The following is a 20,625-nucleotide window of genomic DNA, read 5'->3' on the forward strand; positions in this document are numbered from 1 at the left end:
GCTCTTGCTGTTGATGTCACGACATGGCTGAGATCGAAGTCATCAGGCGCGCACCCACCATCGCCATCATCGCCGGCGAAGATTCCGGCGATCAGCTGGGTGCCGACCTGGTCACGGCCTTGCGCCGCCGCTATCCCGAGGCGCGCTTCGTCGGCATCGGCGGCGCGCGCATGCAGGCCACCGGTTTCGATTCCTGGTTCGACATCAAGGAACTCTCGCTGTTCGGCTTCGCGGAGGTGGTGTCGCATCTCCCGCGCCTGCTCAAGTTGCGCAAGGAGCTGCTGGCGCGCCTGATCGCGGCGAAGCCCGATGTGGTGGTCGGCATCGATGCGCCCGATTTCAACCTGGGCGTGGAGAAGCGCCTGCGCGAGGAGGGCATTCGCACCGTGCACTACGTCAGCCCGTCGGTGTGGGCGTGGCGCGAGAAGCGTGCGGAAAAAATCGGACGCAGCGCCGACCGCGTACTGTGCCTGTTTCCGATGGAGCCGGCGATCTACGCGCGGCACGGCATCGATGCGCGCTTCGTTGGCCACCCGCTGGCGGACCGCTTCGCTCTGGTGTCTGACCGCACCGGCGCGCGTGATTTCCTCGGCATTCCGCAGAACGTGCCCGTGCTCGCCGTGTTGCCGGGCAGCCGCGGTTCCGAGATCAAGCAATTGGGCGTTGCGTTCATCGAGGCGGCGCGCAAGGTCGCTGCGCAGCTGCCGGGACTTCGCATCGTCGTGCCGGCAGCCAATGAACGCGTGCACGCCACGCTGAAGCAACTCATCGGAAACGCCGAGGGGGAAAGCGCTCCGCTGCTTATCGACGGACACGCGCACGAGGCCATGCTCGCCGCCGACGTGGTGTTGCTCGCCTCCGGCACGGCCACATTGGAAGCCATGCTCGCCAAGCGCCCGATGGTGGTCGGCTATCGCGTATCGCCGGTGAGCTACCGCATCGCCAAGGCGCTCAACATGCTCAAGACGGACGTCTATTCGCTGCCTAACATCCTGGCGCGGGCGAGCGGCATGGGCGATGACGTGAAGCTGGTGCCCGAACTCATGCAGGACGACTTCACCGTCGACAAGCTGGCGGACGCCACGTTGTCGCTGTTCCACGACAGCGAGCGCCGTGGCGCCATCGTCGCCGCCTTCGAGCAGTTGCATCTGGCCCTGCGCGGCGACTTGGAAGGCCACGCGGGCGATCTGGCCGCCGAAGCCGTCGCCGAGATGATCGAGGCTCGCCATGGCTGAGCCCAAGGTCAGAAAGCGTTCTGCGGCCATTGAACCCACTGTCGCGATGCGCCTCATCGCCGGCGTGGACGAGGCGGGACGCGGCCCTCTCGCCGGTCCTGTCGCGGTCGCGGCGGTGATCCTGGATCCGGCGCGGCCCATCGATGGACTCGATGATTCCAAGAAGCTCACCGAGCAGAAGCGCGAGGCGCTCTATCCGCTGATCGTCGAGCGGGCGCTGGCGCACTGCATCGTGATGGTGATGTCCGACGAGATCGACCGCATCAATATCTTCCAGGCCACCATGACCGGCATGAGCCGCGCGCTCTCCGGCCTGACGCCGGCGGCGCACGAGGCATGGATCGACGGCAACGCCCTGCCGCGCGACCTGCCCTGCACCGGCCGCGCCATCATCGGCGGCGACGCGCTGGAGCCGGCCATCAGCGCCGCGTCGATTCTCGCCAAGGTCACGCGCGATCGATGGATGGTGGCGCTGGATCGCGAACATCCCGGCTACGGTTTCGCCGAGCACAAGGGATACGCCACGCCGGCACATCTGGCCGCGCTGCAGCGCCTGGGACCTTGCCCGCACCATCGCCGCAGTTTCGCGCCGGTGAAGATTCTGGTGGACCAGGGCGTGCTGTTCTGACGCGGATCGCCAACGCGACCCGCAGGTAAAGCAATCGCAGGGCCAAAACGCGCGCCCGAAAACATGCCCAATGGCGGGCGTCACTCGCGTGCAACAGCGCTAATCTAAGCTCCAAACCATGGAGCAGCAGCTCCGCACGCGTTGACCCGTGCAACCTTTCTGCCCGCCGCTGCATCCGAATGGATAAGGAAGCGAAGCCATCGGCTCCGATGCGCTTCCATCGAGCAGGGACGAAGGCCCCGTGCGCGCCTCCCCACCACGTGCATGGGTTTGAAGACTCCAACCAAGCGCGCATTCGACCGCAGGAGTCCGCGATGAACACCTACCGCCGCCTCAACGACCCGGTCACGCCCGGCACCCCTCCGAACGTGACGCCCGCATCCCAGCTCAGCGCCGGCGAGATCGCCGCCATCGTCGATGCCGAGTACCGGCACGTCGATTACGACCGCCATCCGCTCCGGGTACAGGGACTGGACCACTACATCGACCGTCCGCAAAGCGCGGAGCGTTTCCACATCTGGTAAGGCGCGAGCGCCGGCGACGATGGCGGCCATCGTCGCCGCGGCGCCGCGATGGATCAGCCGCGCGCCCGCAGGCGACTGTTGCGGTAGCCGTAACCGATGTAGATGAGCATGCCCAACGCGGTCCAGCCGGCCAGCAGCATCCAGTTGCCCGCGTTCATCTGCGCCAGCAGAAACAGGCAGACCAGCACGCCCAGCGAGCACACCAGCGGCGCGGCGGGTACGCGGAAACCGCGCGGAAGATCCGGCCGCGTGCGACGCAGCACCAGCACGCCGATGCACACCGTGGCGAAGGCCAGCAGGGTGCCCATGGACAGCAGGTCGCCCAGCAGGCTCAGCGGGAACACCGCCGCCAGCACGCCGCCGATCACGCCCACCAATACCGTCGTGCGGTGCGGCGTCCTGAAGCGCTCGTGGACGGCGCCGAACGTGCGCGGCAACAGCCCATCGCCCGCCATGGTGTAGAGAATGCGCGCCAGGCCCAGGTGCATCACCAGGATCACCGAGGTGAGCCCGGCCACTGCGCCGATCTGCGTCAGCACCTTCAGCCACGCCAGCGAGGGATGCGCGGCCAGCGCCGTCGCCACCGGCTCGGCCGTGGCCAGCTGCGGATACGGCACCAGGCCGGTCAGCACCGCCGCCACCACGATGTACAGCACCGTGCAGATGGCCAGCGAAATGAGGATGCCGGCCGGCACGTTCTGCTGCGGGTTGCGCGTCTCCTGCGCGGCCGTCGCCACCGCGTCGAAACCGATGTACGCGTAGAACACGCTGGTCGCGGCGCGGAACACGCCCGACCAGCCGTAGTGATCGCCGCCCTGGCTCGCTGGCACGTACGGGTGCCACAGCGAGGTGTCGATGTACTGCAGGCCGAACACCACGAACAGGATCACCACCAGCACCTTGAGCACCACCACCACGCTGGCGAACAGCGTCGACTGCCGGGTGCCCGCGTAGAGCAGCGTGGTGATCGCCGCCACCACCAGCAACGCCGGCAGGTTGATCCACGCACCGGTCACCACGAAGTGCCCGTCCTTGAACGCCAGCGGCGCATTGGCCAGCACCGCCGGCACGTCGATGCCCACGCTGTGCAACAGGCCCACGCCGTAGCCGGACCAGCCCACCGCCACGGACGACACCGCCAGCAGGTACTCGGCCACCACGTTCCAGCCGATGAACCAGGCCAGCAGTTCGCCGAACGTGGCGTAGGCATACACGTAGGCGCTGCCGGACACCGGCAGCATGGCGGCGAACTCGGCATAACTCAGCGCCGCCAGGGCGGCGGCAAGGCCGGCGAGCACGAAGGAGATGGTCAGCGCCGGGCCTGCATGCTCGGCGGCCGCCTGTCCGGTGATGACGAAAATGCCCGCGCCGATCACCGCTCCCACGCCCAGGACGATCAGGTCCTTGAGGCCCAGCGTGCGCCGCAGATTGTCGTTGGCCGTGAGCGACGCCTCGATGGGTTTGATGGTGAACAGCGAACGGATCAGTGACATCGGCATTTTCCCGGCAGCGTCGGGACTGCCGTCCAGGATGAAAGCACCGGACCATGCCAGTCCCGGCGCCGCCCTGCAACTGAACTGTCTGCATCGACGGCGGTGAAGACATGCCGAAGGCCGGCATGGCAGATAGGCGCGGCCGGCTTGCCAGCCGCTGCGCGAGCGACGGCCAAGCGGCATCCCCCTGATCCAGCGCGGAAAAACCGCCCGGCAGGCAATGTCAATTCTTGCCCGCTCCGGGCCACGCCGTTAGGCTGTGGATCCATCCTGCGCGTGCGCCATGTCCGTCCGCTTCGCTCACCTTCACCTTCACAGCGAATACTCGCTGGTCGACTCGACCATCCGTATCAAGGGGCTGGTCGACGCCTGCGTGCGCCAGGGCATTCCGGCGGTCGCGCTGACCGACGAAAGCAACATGTTCGCGCTGGTGAAGTTCTACAAGGCCTGCAGCGCGGCCGGCATCAAGCCGATCGGCGGAGCGGACCTGTGGGTCAGTTCGCCGGACGATCCGCGTCCCTGGCGCCTCACCGTGCTGGTGCAGAACCACGCCGGCTATCTCAATCTGTCGCGGCTGGTGTCGCGTGCATGGCGCGACGGCCAGCACAGCGGCCGGGCCATGGTCGACGCCGCATGGCTCACGCCGGAAGCCACGCACGGCCTGATCGCCATGCTCGGCCGCGAGAGCGAAGTCGCGCGCATCGCCGTGAATCAGGGCGTGGATGCGGCCGTGGCGCGCATCCGCCCGTTCGCCACGCAGATGGCCGACCGGCTCTACCTCGAACTCACCCGCACCGGCCGCGAAGGCGAGGAAAACTGGAACACGGCCGCGCTGGCCCTCGCCGCGCAACTCGACCTGCCGGTGATCGCCAGCAACGACGTGCGCTTCCTCAAGCAGGAAGGCTTCGAATCGCACGAAGCGCGCGTCTGCATCAATCAGGGCCGCGTGCTGGCCGACCCCAAGCGCCCGCGCGACTACAGCGACCAGCAATACCTGAAGTCGCCCGAGGAAATGGAGGCGCTGTTCGCCGACCTTCCCGAGGCGCTGGAAAACACCATCGAGCTGGCCAAGCGCTGCACGCTGGAACTGAGCTTCGGCACGTATTACCTGCCGGATTTCCCGGTGCCGGAGGGCCACGACCTGGCCAGCTACATCCGCGAGATTTCCCGCGAAGGCCTGAAGGAACGCCTGGAATTCGCCGGCGTCGCGCCCGGCCGCACGCGCGAGGAGTATGAAGCGAGGCTGGAACGCGAGCTGGACGTCATCATCAAGATGGGCTTCCCCGGCTACTTCCTGATCGTGGCGGACTTCATCAACTGGGGTAAGCAGAACGGCATTCCCGTGGGCCCGGGCCGCGGCTCGGGCGCGGGTTCGCTGGTGGCGTGGGTGTTGAAGATCACCGATCTGGACCCGATCCAGTTCGACCTGCTGTTCGAGCGATTCCTCAATCCCGAACGCGTGTCGATGCCCGACTTCGACATCGACTTCTGCATGGATCGCCGCGACGAGGTGATCGACTACGTCGCGCGCAAATACGGCCGCGACCACGTCAGCCAGATCATTACCTACGGCTCGATGGCGGCGAAGGCCGTGCTGCGCGACTCCGGCCGCGTGCTCGGCATGGGCTACAACGCGGTGGACCGCATCGCCAAGCTCATTCCCGCGCGCCCGCTCGACCTCACGCTGCAATGCGCGCTGGGCCGCTCGGAAAAGGCCAAGAAAGAACCCGACCGCATCGTCAAGGATTTCTGCGACCTCTACGAGCAGGACGAGGAAGCGCGCACGCTGATCGACCTGGCGCTGAGCCTGGAAAGCATCACGCGCGGCGTCGGCAAGCACGCCGGCGGCGTGGTGATCGGGCCCAAGCCGCTGACCGAGTTCGCGCCGCTCTACTGCGAACCGGGCGGCGCCGGCGTCGTCACGCAATACGACAAGGACGACGTGGAAGCCGTCGGCCTGGTGAAGTTCGACTTCCTCGGCCTGCGCACGCTCACCATCATCGACTGGGCGGTGAAGGCCATCAACGCGCGCCGCGCGGCCAATGGCGAGGAAGCGCTCAACATCGCGGCCATCCCCACCGATGACCCGGCGGCGTACGACCTGCTGAAGAAGGCGCAGACCGTCGCGGTGTTCCAGCTCGAATCCTCCGGCATGCAGCGCATGCTCAAGGACGCCAAGCCCGACCGCTTCGAGGACATCATCGCGCTGGTGGCGCTGTACCGACCGGGCCCGATGGACCTGATCCCCAGCTTCGTGGCGCGCAAGCACGGCCGCGAGGAAGTGATCTACCCGGACCCGCGCGTCGAGCCGATCCTGAAAGAGACCTACGGCATCATGGTCTATCAGGAGCAGGTGATGCAGATGGCGCAGATCGTGGGCGGCTATTCGCTCGGCGGCGCCGACCTGCTGCGCCGCGCGATGGGCAAGAAGAAAGTCGAGGAAATGGCGAAGGAGCGCGCCAAGTTCCGCGAAGGCGCCGCCAAGGACGGACTCAGCGGCGAAAAGGCCGACGAGATCTTCGACCTGATGGAGAAGTTCGCCGGCTACGGCTTCAACAAGTCGCACGCCGCCGCGTACGCGCTCGTCTCGTATCACACCGCCTGGCTGAAGGCGCACTACCCCGCCGAGTTCATGGCCGCGACGATCTCGTCGGACATGGACAACACCGACAAGGCGGTGACCTTCATCGACGAGTCCAAGGCCATCGGCCTGAAGGTGCTGCCGCCGGACGTCAACGCGTCGGAGTTCATGTTCGTCGCGGTCGAACCGCGCGTGATCCGCTATGGCCTGGGCGCCATCAAGGGCGTGGGCCAGGGCGCGTGCGAAGCCATCGCCGAGGAACGCAAGCGCGGCGGTGCCTACAAGGACCTGGCCGATTTCTGCCGTCGCGTGGATTCGACCAAGCTCAATCGCCGCGTGCTCGAAGCGCTGATTCTTTCCGGTTCGCTCGACGCGCTGGCGCCGAACCGCGCCAGCCTGATGGCGCAGCTGCCCAACGCGATGAAGGCGGCGGACCAGCACCTCAAGAACAAGCAGAGCGGACAGAACGACATGTTCGGCGCGGCGATGGGCGCCGCCGCCCCGACGGTCGACGTCGACCTGCCCGTCGTGCCCGACTGGCCGCTCGAGCAGAAGCTGCAGGGCGAGCGCGACACGCTCGGCCATTATCTTTCCGGCCACCCCACCGACCCGTGGAAGGACGAACTGGCTCAGCTCTCGACCTGCCCGCTGGGCGAGATCGCCGAACGCTACCAGCCACCGAAGCCGCGCAAGAGCGACGGCGACGACAACCGCTTCCGCCGCGGCCCGGATACGCCGTGGACCGTGGCCGGCATGGTCACCGCCGTGCGCAAGCGCGGCGACAGCGACGCCTTCGTGCGGCTGGAGGACGGCACCGGCTCCATCGAGGTCAGCTTCTTCGGCGACCTCTACCTGCAGATCGCCCCCATGCTCACGCGCGACCAGATCCTGGTGGTCGAAGGCGGCCTGCGCATCGACGATTTCTCCGGCGGCGGCTTCGCCCTGCGCGCCCGCAGCGCCTATACGCTGGGCGACGGCTGCCGACGCTTCGCGCGCCTGCTGCGTTTGAAACTGAATGGCGTGACCCCAGGCTTCGTCGACGACCTGCGCCGCACGCTCGCCGGCTATCGGGGCGGACGCGCCAGCGTGATCCTCCACGGCTACCACAACGCCATCGCCCAGGCCGACCTGGAACTGGGCGAGGACTGGCGTGTGGACGCCATTCCGGAACTGCTGCGCGCCATCCGGGCCGTTCCCGGAGTGGAGGCGGCCAAGCTGCGGATTGTGAAGAGCCAGGATTGAGTAAAGAGAAACGAGAAGTGAGAGAGGCGCCCTGCTCTCACTTCTCGTTCCTCTTCACTATTTCCTAACCCCATACGCCCCCGTTCCCGCGTTTTTTCCAGACCGGTATACTGGCGCGCTTCCGTGTCATGAACTGCACCGAATGAATCCCAACTTCCTCGATTTCGAACAACCCATCGCCGAGCTGGACGCGAAGATTGAAGAGCTTCGCCATGCCAGCCACGGGCAGGCGTTCAACATCGACGAAGAAGTCGGCCGCCTGCGCGAGAAGCTGAAGCTCAAGACCAACGAGATCTTCCGCAACCTCACGCCGTGGCAGGTGACGCAGCTGTCGCGCCATCCGGGCCGTCCGTACACGCTCGACTACATCAGCGTGATGTGCGACGAATTCCATGAGCTGGCCGGCGACCGCGCCTATGCGGACGATGCCGCCATCGTCGGTGGCCTGGGCCGCATCAACGGCCGCTCGGTGATGATTATCGGCCACCAGAAGGCGCGCGACACCAAGGGCAAGGTGCGCCGCAATTTCGGCATGCCGCGCCCGGAGGGCTACCGCAAGGCGCTGCGCCTGATGAAGATGGCCGAGCGTTTCGGCCTGCCGCTGATCACCCTGATCGACACGCCAGGCGCCTACCCGGGCGTGGGCGCGGAAGAGCGTGGCCAGTCCGAGGCCATCGCCCGCAACCTGCTGGAAATGGCGGACCTCAAGACGCCCATCGTCTGCACCGTGATCGGTGAAGGCGGTTCGGGCGGCGCGCTCGCCATTGGCGTGGGCGACCGCACCATCATGCTGCAGTACTCCACGTATTCGGTGATCTCGCCCGAAGGCTGCGCGTCCATCCTGTGGAAGAGCGCGGAGAAGGCCAAGGACGCCGCCGAGGCGCTGGGCCTGACCGCCCCGCGCCTGCTGGAGCTGGGCCTGATCGACAAGGTCGTGCGCGAACCGCTGGGCGGCGCCCACCGCAACCCGCACTCCATGGCCGTGCGCCTGAAGGCGGTGCTGCTCAACCAGCTGGACGAGCTGGAAGCGCTGCCGATGCAGGACCTGCTCGACCTGCGCTACAAGCGCCTGCGCAGCTACGGCGCATACACGGAATAACGAAGCCCAGAGAAACGGGAACCATGTTCTCGTTTCCCGCTCATCTTCACTCACCTCTCGTCCCTACTGGCCTACCATCCGGGCACCAACGCCCGGAACCGCGTCCATGGCCAACGAACACGCCACCAAGCTCGCCGTACTCATCGACGCGGACAACGCGCAACCGGCCATCGCCGAGGCGCTGCTCGCCGAAGTGGCCAAGTACGGCACCGCGCACGTCAAGCGCGCCTATGGCGATTGGACGTCCAATCACCTCAAGGGCTGGAAGGAGCAATTGCTCACGCAGTCGATCCAGCCCATGCAACAGTTCGGCTACACCAGCGGCAAGAACGCCACCGATTCGGCCATGATCATCGACGCGATGGATCTGCTGTATTCCGGCCGCTTCGATGGCTTCTGCATCGTGTCCAGCGACAGCGACTTCACGCGACTGGCCGCGCGCATCCGCGAATCGGGCCTGATCGTCTACGGCTTCGGCGAGCGCAAGACGCCCGACCCGTTCGTGGCGGCTTGCGACAAGTTCATCTACACCGACATCCTGGTCGCCAAGCCCGACGAGGAACAGCCACTCAAGCCGCGCACCGCCGCGCAGCTCAAGCAGGATTCCAGCCTGGTGAACCTGCTGCGCAACGCCGTGGACGCGGCGTCCGACGACGATGGCTGGGCCACCTTGAGCGGCGTGGGTTCCATCGTCACCAAGCAGCGCCCCAACTTCGACGCGCGCAGCTACGGCTACAACAAGCTCAGCGAATTGATCACCGCCACCACGCTGTTCGAGATGGATCGCCGCAGCCCCGGCGAAGGGCGTCCGAAGGTGATCTACGTGCGCAACAAGAGCAAGAAAACCGCCGCCCGTGACTGAGCTGACCGACGTACTGCGCGACGCGCTGCAGGCGCAGCCGGACGGCGCGCTCTGCGTCGCCTACAGCGGCGGCCCCGATTCCACGGCCTTGCTGCACGCGCTGGCGCAGTCGCCGCAGACGCACGCACGTGGCCTGCGCGCACTGCATGTCGATCACGGACTGCACGCCCAAAGCCATGCGTGGGCCGAGCACTGCCGGCAACTCGCGCGCGAATGGGGTGTGCCGTGCCTGGTGCTGCGCGTCGAGGTGGATCATCAACGCGGCTACGGCCTGGAAGCGGCGGCGCGCGAGGCGCGCTATCACGCCTTCGCCGCGTCGCTGCAGAAGGGCGAGCGGCTGCTGCTGGCGCATCATCGCGACGACCAGGCGGAAACCGTCCTGCTGAAACTGCTGCGTGGCGCGGGCCCCGAAGGGCTCGGTGGCATGCGCGCGACGCGGCGGCTGGGCGAGGGCCAACTCTGGCGTCCGCTGCTCGACACGCCTCGCGATGCACTGCGCCGCTACGTGGAGCGACACGAACTGCCGTGCATCGACGACCCTTCCAACAACGATGCGCGCCTCTCGCGCAACTTTCTCCGACACGAGATCCTGCCGCGCTTGAGCCAGCACTGGCCGCAAGCGGTGGAGTCGATCGTGCATAGCGCGCGGCTGCATCGCTCCGCCAGCGATGCACTCGAACAGCAGTGGCGCACCGAACAGGCACGCTTGCTCGACCCGGCCACAGGCAGCCTCGACGCCGTCGGCTGGCTCGCGCTCACGCCCGCCTTGCGCCATCCCCTGCTCGACGACTGGCTGCATGCGCGTGGGCTCACCGCACCCACCACGGCGCAGCGCGAACAGATCGAGCGGCAATGCACGGCGCACGACGGCCAACTGCCGTGCATCCGCTGGCCCGGCACCGAACTGCACGTGTGGAAGGGGCGGCTATGGGCGCTTCCGCCCCGGCCTGCCATCGACCCGCACTGGCAGGCGGACTGGCAGGGCGAGCCACTGGCCCTGCCCGACGGCGGAAGCCTGCTGCTGGACCCGCCTGCACGGCTGGACGCCCCACTCACCGTGCGCCTGCGCCAGGGCGGCGAACACCTGCGGCCGGCCGGACACGCGCACACCCGCGAGCTGCGCGACCTGTTCCAGCAAAGCGGCATGCCGCCGTGGCGCCGGCTTGCCTGTCCCCTGCTCTACGCGGGAGACGAACTGATCGGCGTGGGCGACCGCTGGCTCACCGAGCGAGGCGCGACGCTGCTGGGCGACGCCCGGCCCCGCTGGCAGCCCGCCTGGTGAACATCTTGCGGCGACGCCGCCCCACCGCGGATTGATTCCCTACGCCCCCTGCGCTAGTTTTGCGGGCCATGGCCAAGTCTGCATCCGCCCCTGTTGCCCCCGCCGCCGATTTCGAACATTCGCTGGACGAACTCGAGCAGTTGGTCGCGCGCATGGAGGGCGGCGAGCTGAGCCTGGACGAATCCCTGTCCTCTTTCGAACGCGGCATTGGCCTATATCGCCATTGCCAGCAGGCATTGGAAAATGCCGAGCTGCGCGTACGAATGCTGCTCGACCCCGATGCCCCAGACACTGCCGAACCCTTCCAGCCCGAGCTCTGAGCTCGGCGCCCCCTTCAAAGCGCTGATTGCCCGCGCCGAAGAGGCGCTTGTCCGCTCGCTCCCCCCCGCCGACACCACGCCCGTGGAACTCCACCAGGCGATGCGCTACGCCGTGCTCGGCGGCGGCAAACGCCTGCGGCCGCTGCTGGTCTACGCCGCCGGCCATGCCTTGGGTGAAACCGGATCGAGCCTGGACGCCCCGGCCGTGGCGGTGGAACTGATCCACGCCTATTCGCTGGTGCATGACGACCTACCCGCCATGGACGACGACGCCCTGCGCCGCGGCCGGCCCACCTGCCACATCGTGTTTGGCGAAGCCATGGCGATCCTCGCCGGCGATGCGCTGCAGGCGCTGGCGTTCGAGCTGCTGGCCCACGACGTGGACGCCGGCGTGTCGCCGGTGCGCTGCGTGGAAATGCTGCGCGTGCTGGGCCGCGCCTGCGGCGCCGACGGCATGGCGGGCGGACAGGCGCTGGATCTGGCCGCCGTGGGCCGCAAGCTCACGCTGGCCGAGCTGGAGTTCATGCATGCCTGCAAGACGGGCGCGCTGATCCGCGCCGCCGTGCAGCTCGGTGGACTGGCCGCCGGCGCCTCCGCCGACGAGCTTGCCGCGCTGGATCGCTACGGCCACGCGGTGGGCCTGGCCTTCCAGGTGCGCGACGACATCCTGGATGTCGAAGGCGAATCGGCCGTGCTCGGCAAGACGGCCGGCAAGGATGCGGCAGCGGACAAGCCCACGTTCCCGTCCATCATCGGCATGGACGCTTCCCGCAAGCACCTCGCCCACCTCACGCAGGAGGCGCTCGACGCCGTTGCCCCCTTCGGCGAACGCGGCGCCCTGCTGGTGGAACTGGCGCTTTATGCGGCGGCGCGCCTGAAGTAACGCGGCGCCCGCTTGCGGTTCGCTGACGATGCGTCAACAGCCGTCGCCCTGGAACGTTCCCTGAAGGCCACGCCTTCTTACCGTTGCGACCGCCATGTTCCCACCTCGTTTCTCGCGCGGCCTTGTGGCCGGCACCTTCGCCAGTTTGCTGATCGCCGGCACGGCCATCGCCGCGCAGGGCACCGATTTCAGCGGCGCATGGCGGCTGGACGACCGCAGCAGCGACACGCCTGATGCGCTCACCGCCGCCATGCGCGTGGAAGCGCGCAAGGAACTGGCCGCGCAGCAGGCTACGCCGGCCTCGTCATCGTCCAGCGCCGCACCCGCCAGCAACAACCATGGCGGAGGCCGCCATGGCGGCATGGGCGGCGGAGGCATGGGTGGCCACGGTGGCGGCATGGGCGGTGGCGGGCGTGGCCGTCATGGCGGCGACAGCGGTGACGGCAAACCCGCCAATGGCAGCGACAAGGACCCGATCGCCACGGCGACGTATCCAATGCCGCCCACGCTCAAGACCGATACCGTGCTGCTCGTGCAGCAGGACGACAAGACCTTTCAGGTCCGCCTGAACAACGGCGACCAGCTCACCGGCAAGCTGGACGGCGTGGCGCGGCAAACGCTCAACGGCAATGCCATGGTGCGCGGCCACATGGACAACGGGCAGCTGACGGTGAACATCCGCTATGCGGACGGCACCCAGTTGGACCAGACCTGGGCCCTGACGGCCGACGGGAAGCAGATGGTGGTCACGGGCGCGTGGAAAGTGCCCACGCTGGAGCAGGCGGTGACGTTCAAGCGCACTTACGTGGGTTTGCACTGAGAGCCTCTGCGATACCGCCAGCTTCACCCGCCGTCATTCCGGCCTGCGCCGGAATGACGGCGAGGGATATGGGTGCTCATGCAGGATTTTGAACAGTATCGCCAAAACGAAAAAAAGGCGGCCCGCAGGCCGCCTTTTCATCGATTTGTTCTAGCCAATCAGCCGCAGCGTATACGGATAGCGATAACGCACGCCTTCGTTCGCGCGAATGGCCGCGATGATGGTGAACACCAGCCACGCGATCGCGACGATCCCACCCACCGGCACGGCGATCAGCACGCCCAGCCCCAGCGTGATCAGCGTCAGCACGAACAGGGCGAAGAACACGATCGCGACGGTGATGTTGAAGTTCAACGCTTCCTTGGCCTGGTCATCCACGAAGGGCATGGCGTCCTTCTTCACCAGCCAGATGATCAGCGGCCCCAGGAAACAGCCCCAACCGAACCATTGGCCGGTGAGGATGAGGCCCAGCAGCGCCGACAGATGGGCGAACATCGCCCACTGGCGCTCCTGCGCGGAAGGAAGGTCGGACGGCGCGGCGGGGCCGTTCGACGGCGGCGGTACGACGGACTCGGGCGGGACGCTCATGCGCACTTCTCCTGTGTCGTCAAAGCCTGTTCGGCAAGGCCAGCCCCTGAGCTGGCGGCCCTGATCCTAGCAAGGCCGCGCCCGATTTACCGGTGTCACTCGTCAGGGCCGGCTCAGTCGCCCGCGATGGTCATCTGTTCCAGCAGGATGGAGCCGGTGAGCAGGTGGGAGCGGTGGTCCACGTCCGAACCCACCGCCACGATGTTGGCGTACATGTCGCGCAGGTTGGCCGCGATGGTGATCTCTTCCACCGGATAGGCGATCTGGCCGTTTTCCACCCAGAAACCGGCCGCGCCGCGCGAGTAGTCGCCCGTGACGGTGGACACGCCCTGCCCCATCACCTCCGTCACCACCAGGCCGCTGCCCATGCGCTTGAGCAGGGCGGCGAAGTCGTCCTGGCCCGGCTCGACGATCAGGTTGTGGATGCCGCCCGCGTTGCCGGTGGATTCCAGGCCCAGCTTGCGCGCCGAATAACTGCCCAGTACGTAGCGCGCGAGCACGCCGTTCTCGATCAGCGCGCTGTCGCGGGTGGCCACGCCTTCGGCGTCGAACGAACCTGACCCCTGCCCGCGCATGATGAACGGGCGTTCCACGATATTCATCCACGACGGCATGATCTGCTGCCCGGCGTGATCCAGCAGGAAGCTCGCACGCCGATACAGCGCGCCGCCGCTGACCGCGCCGATCAGGTGGCCGATCAGGCCGCGTGCCACCTCCGGCGTGAACAGCACCGGGCACTGGCGCGTGGAAAGCTTGCGCGCGCCCATGCGCGCCAGCGTGCGTTCGGCCGCCTTGTCGCCCAGCGCCCGCGCGCTCATGAAGTCGTCCGCCGAGCGCACGCTGTCGTACCAGTAATCGCGCTGCATGCCTTCGTCGTCGCCCGCGATGAGCGCCAGCGACAGGGAATGGCGCGTGCCGCGCTCGCGCCCCACGAAGCCATGCGAGTTGGCATAGACGGCCAGGCTCTCGCCCATCTGCACGCTGGCGCCATCGGAATTGGTGATGCCGGCATGCGCGCGGCCGGCATCTTCGATCTGCGTACCCAGCGCGATGGCCTGCTCGGTGTCGATGCGCCACGGATGCCACAGGTCCAGGTCGGGGAACTGGGTGGCCATGCGCGAAGCATCGGCCAGGCCCGCGGCCGGGTCCTCCTCGGTGTAGCGGGCGATGGCGCAGGCCTGTTCCAGCGTGGCCTGGATGGAGTCGGGGTTGAGGTCGGCGGTGCTGGCCGAACCCTTGCGCTGGCCGAAATACACGGTGAGCCCAAAGCCGCGGTCCCGCGTGTGCTCCACCGTCTCCACCTCGCCCAGGCGCACGTTCACGTTCAGGCCCGTGTCGATGCTGGCGGCCACCTCGGCCTGGCTGGCGCCGGCGGCGCGGGCCCGGCGAATCACGTCCTCGGCCAGTTGGGCCAGGCGGTCGAGTTCGTCGCTGCTGCGATCCTGGGTGGTGCTGAGCTGGGTCACGCGTGAATTCCTGCAGGAAAACGGGGAACGGGTAGAATACGCGGTCCGACCCGCGCAATTCCCCTAGATGGGGTCTTGTCCCCCAAAGCAAAGAGCGTCGCGGAGCCCCGCCATGGCACTGACAGCCGGCATCTACCGCCATTACAAAGGCCAGCGTTACCTCGTGCTGGGCACCGCCCGGCACAGCGAGACGATGGAGGAAGTGGTGGTCTACCAGGCGCTCTACGGCGAGTACGGCCTGTGGGTGCGCCCCGTCGCCATGTTCCGCGAAACCGTGGAGCTGGACGGCGAGCCCATTCCCCGCTTCGCGCTGGAACAGGCCGAACCCGACCTGCTCGACGGCGTCGTCGCGACGCCCTGAACACCGCATCCACTGCTGGAAGACATCCGTGCCACGCACCTACACCCACGACCCCGACCACGACTACGGCCCCACCCGCACCCAGCAGCGCCGCGACGCGTTGGCCGTGCTGGCGCTGGCCAACCAGCTGGTCGAGCTGCCGCAGAGCAAGCTGGCGCGGCTGGAGTTGCCGGAAGACGTGCAGCGCGAGATCGCCAACACGCGTCGCATCACCGCGCATATCGCGCGCAAGCGGCAGCTGCAGTTCCTTGCCAAGGTGATGCGCCGGCATGACACGAGCATCTTCGATGGCGTGCGCGCCGCGCTGGGCGAAAATCGCGACCGCCAGCGCCAGGAGACGGCCGCCATGCATCGCCTGGAAGCCATGCGCGATCGCCTGCTGGCCGATCCCGACAACGCGATGAGCGACGTGATTGCGCAATATCCCGGCGTCGATCGCCAGCACCTGCGTTCGCTGGTGCGCCAGGCCAAGGTCGAGAAGGACGGCAACAAGCCGCCACGCGCGTACCGCGAGATCTACCAGCTGCTCAAGGATCTGGCGAACGGCGGCGGCGAAGAACACGTTGCCGACGAAGTCGACATCGATATCGACGAAACGGAAGAGAACGACGAGTGAGTTTGCGGGTGGCGTTTTCGCGCCACCTAATAACCTCAATCCTCGCTGGGCTGGAATGCCGCGCACACGTCGCGCGGCGATACGAAGCAATCGTGCTTCTCGCACAACGCGCTCGCACCGATGCTCGCGCCATAGGCCGAACCCAGCGAGGCCAGGCCAGGCAATACCTGTTCGATGTTCCGTCGATCATCCCGGCGGAACCGGCACAGCTCGCAGCGCGCCGCCAGCGTGGCCGCCACGCTCATCCGCCCAGCCCGTTCCAGTAATCGGCAAACACGTGCACCGACAGCACGTAGCCGATGATCACGTTCACCACCACGCCCGCCGTGAACGCGAGCAAGGGGCGCCAACCCGTCGCGGCCAGCAAACGCAGGCGGGTGGTCAGCCCAATGCTGAGGAAGCAGAACGTGAAGGCCCACGTGCGCAGGGTGCTGATCGGCGCCACCAGATCAGGCGTGACCACCTTGCGGTAATCGGCCAGCGAATAGTGGCTGGCGATCCACGTGATCAGCGCCGAGGCCAGCACGAAACCGAACACGAACTTGGGAAAGCGCGCCCAGATCTCGCGCGCATCGGCTTTCGCCTGCACGCCGTTTTCCGAGGTGTTCCAGCGCGTGGCCGCCACCCAGGCCAATACGAACGCCCAGATACCGATCCAGATGTCGCGGCCCACCACCTTCATCAGGGTGAACGCCTGCACGGCGGCATCCGGCGCGCCGGCGATCGCGCCGCCGGCGTTGCGTGCCGCATCGCCATAGGCCTGCGCGGCCGCGACGCCCGCCGCATCCGCGAATTCGGAGGTGCCGATCCATGCACCCGCCACCGCCGTGGACAAACCCAGCGCGCGCGATGCAAACGGCAGCACAAAGATCATCACGATGGCCCACACCACCACCAGGGTGATCGCCACCGACGTATCCTCGCGCCGCGCGCGCACCGCGCCACCGCTGGCAATGGCTGCGGACACGCCGCACACCGCGCCGCCCACGCCCAGCACCGCCGCGAAACGCTTGTCGAGCCCCAGCGCCTTGCCGGCCAGAAAGATGCTGAAGAACGTGGCCAGCGACACGATGGTCGCCTGCCCCACCGCCACTGGGCCGGCCCAGAACAGCAGGGTCAACGGCAGCGTGGCGCCGAGCAGCACGATGCCCACCTTGATGTAGAACTCCACACGCAGGCCGGACTGGAACCACTCCGGCAGGCGCACGGTGTTCGAGACGAGCAAGCCCAGCGCCAGCGCCAGCAAGGGCGCCTCGAGGTTGTAGCGCGACGCCTGCACCCACGCGGATGCCGTGAAGATCAGCAGCGACACCACGAACAGGATCAGGAACGCCGGCAGAAAACGCGGCAGCGAGTGCCCAAGCACCGCCAGGCCCGTACCGAACAACAGCGCGAACGCGGCGAACAGGGCAAGGTAGTTGGGCCAGTGCGAGGCGAAGCCCTGCCAGGCGTCGGCAAGCGTCTTCCACTTCGCCGGCGCCACCGCCAGCCATTTCAGGCTGCTGCCGTTGGCGAACAAGGCCCACGCCACCACGATCACCAGCAGGCCGATCCACACCGACCACCAGTCCTCGTTGGAAAACACCGCCCATCGGGCGGGGCGTGCATCGACGCCTTGCGCACGGGCCTGACCCGGCAATACTCGTGTCGCTTCGCTCATCGCACCGCCCCTCACCAAAATAGAGTCCGGACGTATGGACGTCCGGGCGGCCAACGGGAAAGGCCGCAGCGGGCACTGTCCGCGCGGCCTGCGCCAAAGCGAAATGAGGTTTTGTTCTATGGATATAGCCGCGGCAAAGCGCCAACGGCCATGGCGAACCGCCGGTTGCCTACGACGCCGTACCGCCCACCGTCATCGCATCCACCTTGAGCGTCGGCTGGCCCACGCCCACCGGCACGCTCTGGCCGTCCTTGCCGCATACGCCCACGCCTTCGTCCAGGGCCAGGTCGTTGCCGATCATGGAGACGCGGGTGAGCACGTCGGGGCCGGAGCCGATCAGGGTGGCGCCCTTCACGGGGCGGGTGACCTTGCCGTCTTCGATCAGGTAGGCCTCGCTGGCGGAGAACACGAACTTGCCGTTGGTGATGTCCACCTGGCCGCCGCCGAAGTTCACGGCGTACAGGCCCTTTTTCACCGAGCGGATGATCTCCTGCGGGTCGTGCTGGCCGGCGAGCATGTAGGTGTTGGTCATGCGCGGCATGGGCAGCTGAGCGAAGGATTCGCGGCGGCCGTTGCCGGTGGGCGCCATGCCCATCAGGCGGGCGTTGAGCTTGTCCTGCATGTAGCCCTTGAGGATGCCGTCCTCGATAAGCGTGGTGCACTCGGTGGGCGTGCCTTCGTCGTCCACGCTGAGCGAGCCGCGGCGGCCCGGCAGGGTGCCGTCGTCCACCACGGTGACGCCGGGCGCGGCCACGCGCTGGCCGATGCGGCCGGCGAAGGCCGAGCTGCCCTTGCGGTTGAAGTCGCCTTCCAGGCCATGGCCGATGGCCTCGTGCAGCAGCACGCCTGGCCAGCCCGGGCCGAGCACCACCGGCATGCTGCCGGCCGGCGCGTCCACGGCTTCCAGGTTCACCAAGGCCTGGCGCACCGCCTCGTCGGCGAAGGCCATGGCGCGGCCGTTTTCCAGCAGCTCGCGGTAGCCGTAGCGGCCACCGCCGCCGACGTGGCTCTGCTCGCGACGGCCGTTCTGCTCCACGATCACCGCGACGTTCAGGCGCACCAGCGGGCGCACGTCGGCCGCCAGCGTGCCGTCCGATGCGGCCACCAGCACGGTGTCCATGGTGGCGGCCAGGCTGACGATGACCTGCTTTACCCGCGGATCGCGCGAGCGCGCGTAGGCGTCCACCTCGCGCAGCAGCGCGATCTTGTCGGGGTTGGGTAGGCTCTCGACCGGATCGATGGCCGGATACAGCTGGCGGGCGCCGTTCAGCGCGAGCGGCTTGCCGGCGCCGTTGCCGCCGTGGGCAATGGCGCGGGCGGCCCGGGAGGCCTCCAGCAGCTGGGGCATCACGATCTCGTCGGAATAGGCGAAGCCGGTCTTCTCACCGCTGATCGCGCGTACGCCCACGCCCTGCTCGATGGAGTGGCTGCCGTCCTTGACGATGCCCTCCTCCAGTACCCAGGACTCGCTGCGGGAGTGCTGGAAATACAGGTCGGCGGCGTCGATGGAGGGGCCCATCAGCTGGCTGAAGACATGCTCGAGGTCGGTGGCGGCCAGGCCGCCCGGCGACAGCAGGCGGCGTTCTGCCTGCGCGATCAGGGAATCCATGAAGTGGGTGCCGTATGCGAAAAAAGGGACTTTACCAAGTTGGGGCCGCCCGCCGGGGGTTTAAAGCCCGCCTCGTGCAGCGGCGCGGCCCCAGCGGTTACGATGCGGGCCTTGTCCATGACAACCATGTGAAGGATCACATATGAGCGATACCCCTCGGCAGCCATTGGCCCACAAGGTCATCGACCGGGCCATCAAGGCGCCCATCGAGGAAACCCGGGAACTGCTGCACAAGGACGGCGAGCTGAAGCCCGGCCTGGGCAAGATCAGCAGCGTCATCGCCCTGTCGCTGGGCTTCCTGAGCCTGCTGGGCGTGCTGGCCTTCCACTTTCCGCAATACCTGACCACGCCGGACCTGCGCCACAAGTATTCGGTGGACGTGCTTCGCCAGCTGCTGCTGGCCGCCCTGCTCGTTTCCGGCGGCATGTCGCTGGCCAACATCATCCTAGGCCGCGCGCGGCAACTGAGCATGGTGGCGTTCGCGCTGGTGATCGTGGCCACCGCGCTGGGCGGCTCGCGCGTGCCGGTGGGCAATTTCCCGGACCACACGCCCTACATCGGGCTGGACTGGTTCATCCTGGACCTGCTCGGCTCGACGCTGATCTTCGTGGTGATCGAGAAGCTGTTTCCGCTCTACAAGGGCCAGACGCTGTTCCGCAAGGAATGGCAGACGGACCTCAAGCATTTCGCGGTGAACCACTTCATCGTCGGCCTGGCGTTGCTGGTGGTGAACTTCCTGCTGCACCACCTGTTCGGCTGGCTGGTGAGCAGCGATTTCCAGCAGTACGTGCAGCACATTCCGTTCGTGCCGCAGCTGCTGCTGTGCATTCTGGTGGCGGACCTGGCGCAGTACTGGACGCACCGCGCGTACCACGAGGTGCCGTTCCTCTGGCGCTTCCACGCCGTGCACCACTCGGTGAAGACCATGGACTGGCTGGCCGGTTCGCGCCAGCACATGCTGGAACTCATCTTCACCCGCGTCGCCGTGCTGGCGCCGCTCTACATCCTGGGCTTCAGTGAAGGCGTGATGAATGCCTACATCATCGTGGTGGGCTTCCAGGCGGTGTTCAACCACGCCAACGTGCACCTGCCGTGGGGGCCGCTGAAATACCTGGTGGTGACGCCGGATTTCCATCATTGGCACCACGCGTCCGATGACGAAGCCATCGACAAGAACTACGCCGCGCACTACGCCTTTCTCGATTACCTGTTCGGCACCGCGGTGAAGTCGCCGAAGAAATTTCCGGAGCACTACGGCGTGGTGGGCGATTACATGCCGGACGGGTTCGTGCGCCAGCAACTGTTCCCGTTCCGCGGCAGCACCAAGCCGCGCGATCCCGCCGCCTGACATCCGCG

19 protein-coding genes are annotated in these 20,625 nt (G+C 67.2%); 13 read left to right on the forward strand and 6 right to left on the reverse strand.

The window, feature by feature from the left end; translation table 11 throughout:
- The first annotated feature begins 23 nt into the window (after window positions 1-23).
- The 3 genes from lpxB to BDW41_RS10720 all read left to right on the forward strand — a co-directional run bounded on the left by lpxB (window position 24) and on the right by BDW41_RS10720 (window position 2,387).
- Complete coding sequence (gene lpxB / locus BDW41_RS10710; protein WP_074547465.1) at window positions 24-1,235, forward strand: lipid-A-disaccharide synthase; 1,212 nt, start codon at window positions 24-26, stop codon at window positions 1,233-1,235.
- A gap of 46 nt (window positions 1,236-1,281) precedes the next feature.
- Window positions 1,282-1,863, forward strand: coding sequence for a ribonuclease HII (gene rnhB / locus BDW41_RS10715; RefSeq protein ID WP_110301584.1), 582 nt, complete (start codon window positions 1,282-1,284; stop codon window positions 1,861-1,863).
- A 314-nt stretch (window positions 1,864-2,177) separates the two neighbouring features.
- Window positions 2,178-2,387, forward strand: coding sequence for a hypothetical protein (locus BDW41_RS10720; protein ID WP_074547463.1), 210 nt, complete (start codon window positions 2,178-2,180; stop codon window positions 2,385-2,387).
- Between the two features lie 53 nt (window positions 2,388-2,440).
- On the opposite strand, the gene BDW41_RS10725 is transcribed toward BDW41_RS10720, so the two are convergent.
- Window positions 2,441-3,880, reverse strand: coding sequence for an amino acid permease (locus BDW41_RS10725; protein ID WP_074547462.1), 1,440 nt, complete (start codon window positions 3,878-3,880; stop codon window positions 2,441-2,443).
- A 283-nt stretch (window positions 3,881-4,163) separates the two neighbouring features.
- Between BDW41_RS10725 and dnaE the strand changes: the two genes are divergently transcribed.
- The 7 genes from dnaE (at window position 4,164) to BDW41_RS10760 (ending at window position 12,969) form a co-directional block, all read left to right on the forward strand.
- Window positions 4,164-7,703: a DNA polymerase III subunit alpha gene (gene dnaE, locus BDW41_RS10730; protein ID WP_074547461.1), complete on the forward strand. Its 3,540-nt coding sequence runs from the start codon at window positions 4,164-4,166 to the stop codon at window positions 7,701-7,703.
- Window positions 7,704-7,845: 142 nt separating this feature from the next.
- Window positions 7,846-8,802 carry an acetyl-CoA carboxylase carboxyltransferase subunit alpha gene (locus tag BDW41_RS10735; protein ID WP_074547460.1) on the forward strand — a complete coding sequence of 319 codons (957 nt, stop codon included), beginning with the start codon at window positions 7,846-7,848 and terminating at the stop codon, window positions 8,800-8,802.
- A 106-nt stretch (window positions 8,803-8,908) separates the two neighbouring features.
- A complete protein-coding gene (locus tag BDW41_RS10740; RefSeq protein ID WP_074547459.1) occupies window positions 8,909-9,664 on the forward strand; it encodes an NYN domain-containing protein in 756 nt (251 codons plus the stop codon).
- On the forward strand, window positions 9,657-10,946 hold the full coding sequence (tilS, locus tag BDW41_RS10745) for a tRNA lysidine(34) synthetase TilS (RefSeq protein ID WP_233496836.1): 1,290 nt from the start codon (window positions 9,657-9,659) through the stop codon (window positions 10,944-10,946). The genes BDW41_RS10740 and tilS overlap by 8 nt, the downstream gene beginning before the upstream one ends.
- Window positions 10,947-11,014: 68 nt before the next feature.
- Entirely contained in the window at window positions 11,015-11,266 is a 252-nt protein-coding gene (locus BDW41_RS10750) for an exodeoxyribonuclease VII small subunit (RefSeq protein WP_074547458.1), read from the forward strand.
- Window positions 11,226-12,149: a polyprenyl synthetase family protein gene (locus BDW41_RS10755; RefSeq protein ID WP_074547457.1), complete on the forward strand. Its 924-nt coding sequence runs from the start codon at window positions 11,226-11,228 to the stop codon at window positions 12,147-12,149. Before BDW41_RS10750 ends, BDW41_RS10755 begins: the two co-directional genes overlap by 41 nt.
- Window positions 12,150-12,243: 94 nt before the next feature.
- Window positions 12,244-12,969: a hypothetical protein gene (locus tag BDW41_RS10760; protein ID WP_083337559.1), complete on the forward strand. Its 726-nt coding sequence runs from the start codon at window positions 12,244-12,246 to the stop codon at window positions 12,967-12,969.
- 150 nt (window positions 12,970-13,119) lie between these two features.
- Here the strand turns inward: BDW41_RS10760 and BDW41_RS10765 are convergent, their stop codons facing one another.
- Window positions 13,120-13,557 carry a DUF4870 domain-containing protein gene (locus BDW41_RS10765; RefSeq protein ID WP_074547454.1) on the reverse strand — a complete coding sequence of 146 codons (438 nt, stop codon included), beginning with the start codon at window positions 13,555-13,557 and terminating at the stop codon, window positions 13,120-13,122.
- Window positions 13,558-13,670: 113 nt separating this feature from the next.
- Window positions 13,671-15,023, reverse strand: coding sequence for a metalloprotease PmbA (gene pmbA / locus BDW41_RS10770; protein WP_074547453.1), 1,353 nt, complete (start codon window positions 15,021-15,023; stop codon window positions 13,671-13,673).
- Between the two features lie 112 nt (window positions 15,024-15,135).
- On the opposite strand from pmbA, the gene BDW41_RS10775 reads away from it, so the two are divergent.
- Entirely contained in the window at window positions 15,136-15,384 is a 249-nt protein-coding gene (locus BDW41_RS10775; protein WP_074547452.1) for a DUF1653 domain-containing protein, read from the forward strand.
- A 28-nt stretch (window positions 15,385-15,412) separates the two neighbouring features.
- Entirely contained in the window at window positions 15,413-16,000 is a 588-nt protein-coding gene (yjgA, locus tag BDW41_RS10780; protein ID WP_074547451.1) for a ribosome biogenesis factor YjgA, read from the forward strand.
- Window positions 16,001-16,035: 35 nt separating this feature from the next.
- On the opposite strand, the gene BDW41_RS10785 is transcribed toward yjgA, so the two are convergent.
- The 3 genes from BDW41_RS10785 to tldD all read right to left on the reverse strand — a co-directional run bounded on the left by BDW41_RS10785 (window position 16,036) and on the right by tldD (window position 19,269).
- The gene (locus BDW41_RS10785; protein WP_074547450.1) at window positions 16,036-16,245 is read right to left on the reverse strand and encodes a hypothetical protein; all 210 of its coding nucleotides are present in this window, start codon (window positions 16,243-16,245) and stop codon (window positions 16,036-16,038) included.
- The gene (locus tag BDW41_RS10790) at window positions 16,242-17,660 is read right to left on the reverse strand and encodes a putative sulfate exporter family transporter (RefSeq protein ID WP_074547449.1); all 1,419 of its coding nucleotides are present in this window, start codon (window positions 17,658-17,660) and stop codon (window positions 16,242-16,244) included. The genes BDW41_RS10785 and BDW41_RS10790 overlap by 4 nt, the downstream gene beginning before the upstream one ends.
- A 169-nt stretch (window positions 17,661-17,829) precedes the next feature.
- Window positions 17,830-19,269 carry a metalloprotease TldD gene (gene tldD, locus BDW41_RS10795; RefSeq protein ID WP_074547448.1) on the reverse strand — a complete coding sequence of 480 codons (1,440 nt, stop codon included), beginning with the start codon at window positions 19,267-19,269 and terminating at the stop codon, window positions 17,830-17,832.
- A 142-nt stretch (window positions 19,270-19,411) separates the two neighbouring features.
- On the opposite strand from tldD, the gene BDW41_RS10800 reads away from it, so the two are divergent.
- Window positions 19,412-20,617: a sterol desaturase family protein gene (locus BDW41_RS10800; RefSeq protein WP_110301585.1), complete on the forward strand. Its 1,206-nt coding sequence runs from the start codon at window positions 19,412-19,414 to the stop codon at window positions 20,615-20,617.
- The last annotated feature ends 8 nt before the right edge of the window (window positions 20,618-20,625 follow it).

It is taken from the genome of Dyella sp. AtDHG13, from assembly GCF_003201105.1.
GTDB classification, from domain to species: Bacteria; Pseudomonadota; Gammaproteobacteria; order Xanthomonadales; family Rhodanobacteraceae; genus Dyella; species Dyella jiangningensis_B.

What these genes read in the sequence shown, in the direction of transcription:
- lpxB (WP_074547465.1), top strand. Translation starts at nt 24, where the DNA reads ATGGCTGAGATCGAAGTCATCAGGCGCGCACCCACCATCGCCATCATC.
- rnhB (WP_110301584.1), top strand. Translation starts at nt 1,282, where the DNA reads ATGCGCCTCATCGCCGGCGTGGACGAGGCGGGACGCGGCCCTCTCGCC.
- BDW41_RS10720 (WP_074547463.1), top strand. Translation starts at nt 2,178, where the DNA reads ATGAACACCTACCGCCGCCTCAACGACCCGGTCACGCCCGGCACCCCT.
- BDW41_RS10725 (WP_074547462.1), bottom strand. Translation starts at nt 3,880, where the DNA reads ATGTCACTGATCCGTTCGCTGTTCACCATCAAACCCATCGAGGCGTCG.
- dnaE (WP_074547461.1), top strand. Translation starts at nt 4,164, where the DNA reads ATGTCCGTCCGCTTCGCTCACCTTCACCTTCACAGCGAATACTCGCTG.
- BDW41_RS10735 (WP_074547460.1), top strand. Translation starts at nt 7,846, where the DNA reads ATGAATCCCAACTTCCTCGATTTCGAACAACCCATCGCCGAGCTGGAC.
- BDW41_RS10740 (WP_074547459.1), top strand. Translation starts at nt 8,909, where the DNA reads ATGGCCAACGAACACGCCACCAAGCTCGCCGTACTCATCGACGCGGAC.
- BDW41_RS10750 (WP_074547458.1), top strand. Translation starts at nt 11,015, where the DNA reads ATGGCCAAGTCTGCATCCGCCCCTGTTGCCCCCGCCGCCGATTTCGAA.
- BDW41_RS10755 (WP_074547457.1), top strand. Translation starts at nt 11,226, where the DNA reads ATGCCCCAGACACTGCCGAACCCTTCCAGCCCGAGCTCTGAGCTCGGC.
- BDW41_RS10760 (WP_083337559.1), top strand. Translation starts at nt 12,244, where the DNA reads ATGTTCCCACCTCGTTTCTCGCGCGGCCTTGTGGCCGGCACCTTCGCC.
- BDW41_RS10765 (WP_074547454.1), bottom strand. Translation starts at nt 13,557, where the DNA reads ATGAGCGTCCCGCCCGAGTCCGTCGTACCGCCGCCGTCGAACGGCCCC.
- BDW41_RS10775 (WP_074547452.1), top strand. Translation starts at nt 15,136, where the DNA reads ATGGCACTGACAGCCGGCATCTACCGCCATTACAAAGGCCAGCGTTAC.
- BDW41_RS10785 (WP_074547450.1), bottom strand. Translation starts at nt 16,245, where the DNA reads ATGAGCGTGGCGGCCACGCTGGCGGCGCGCTGCGAGCTGTGCCGGTTC.
- BDW41_RS10790 (WP_074547449.1), bottom strand. Translation starts at nt 17,660, where the DNA reads ATGAGCGAAGCGACACGAGTATTGCCGGGTCAGGCCCGTGCGCAAGGC.
- tldD (WP_074547448.1), bottom strand. Translation starts at nt 19,269, where the DNA reads ATGGATTCCCTGATCGCGCAGGCAGAACGCCGCCTGCTGTCGCCGGGC.
- BDW41_RS10800 (WP_110301585.1), top strand. Translation starts at nt 19,412, where the DNA reads ATGAGCGATACCCCTCGGCAGCCATTGGCCCACAAGGTCATCGACCGG.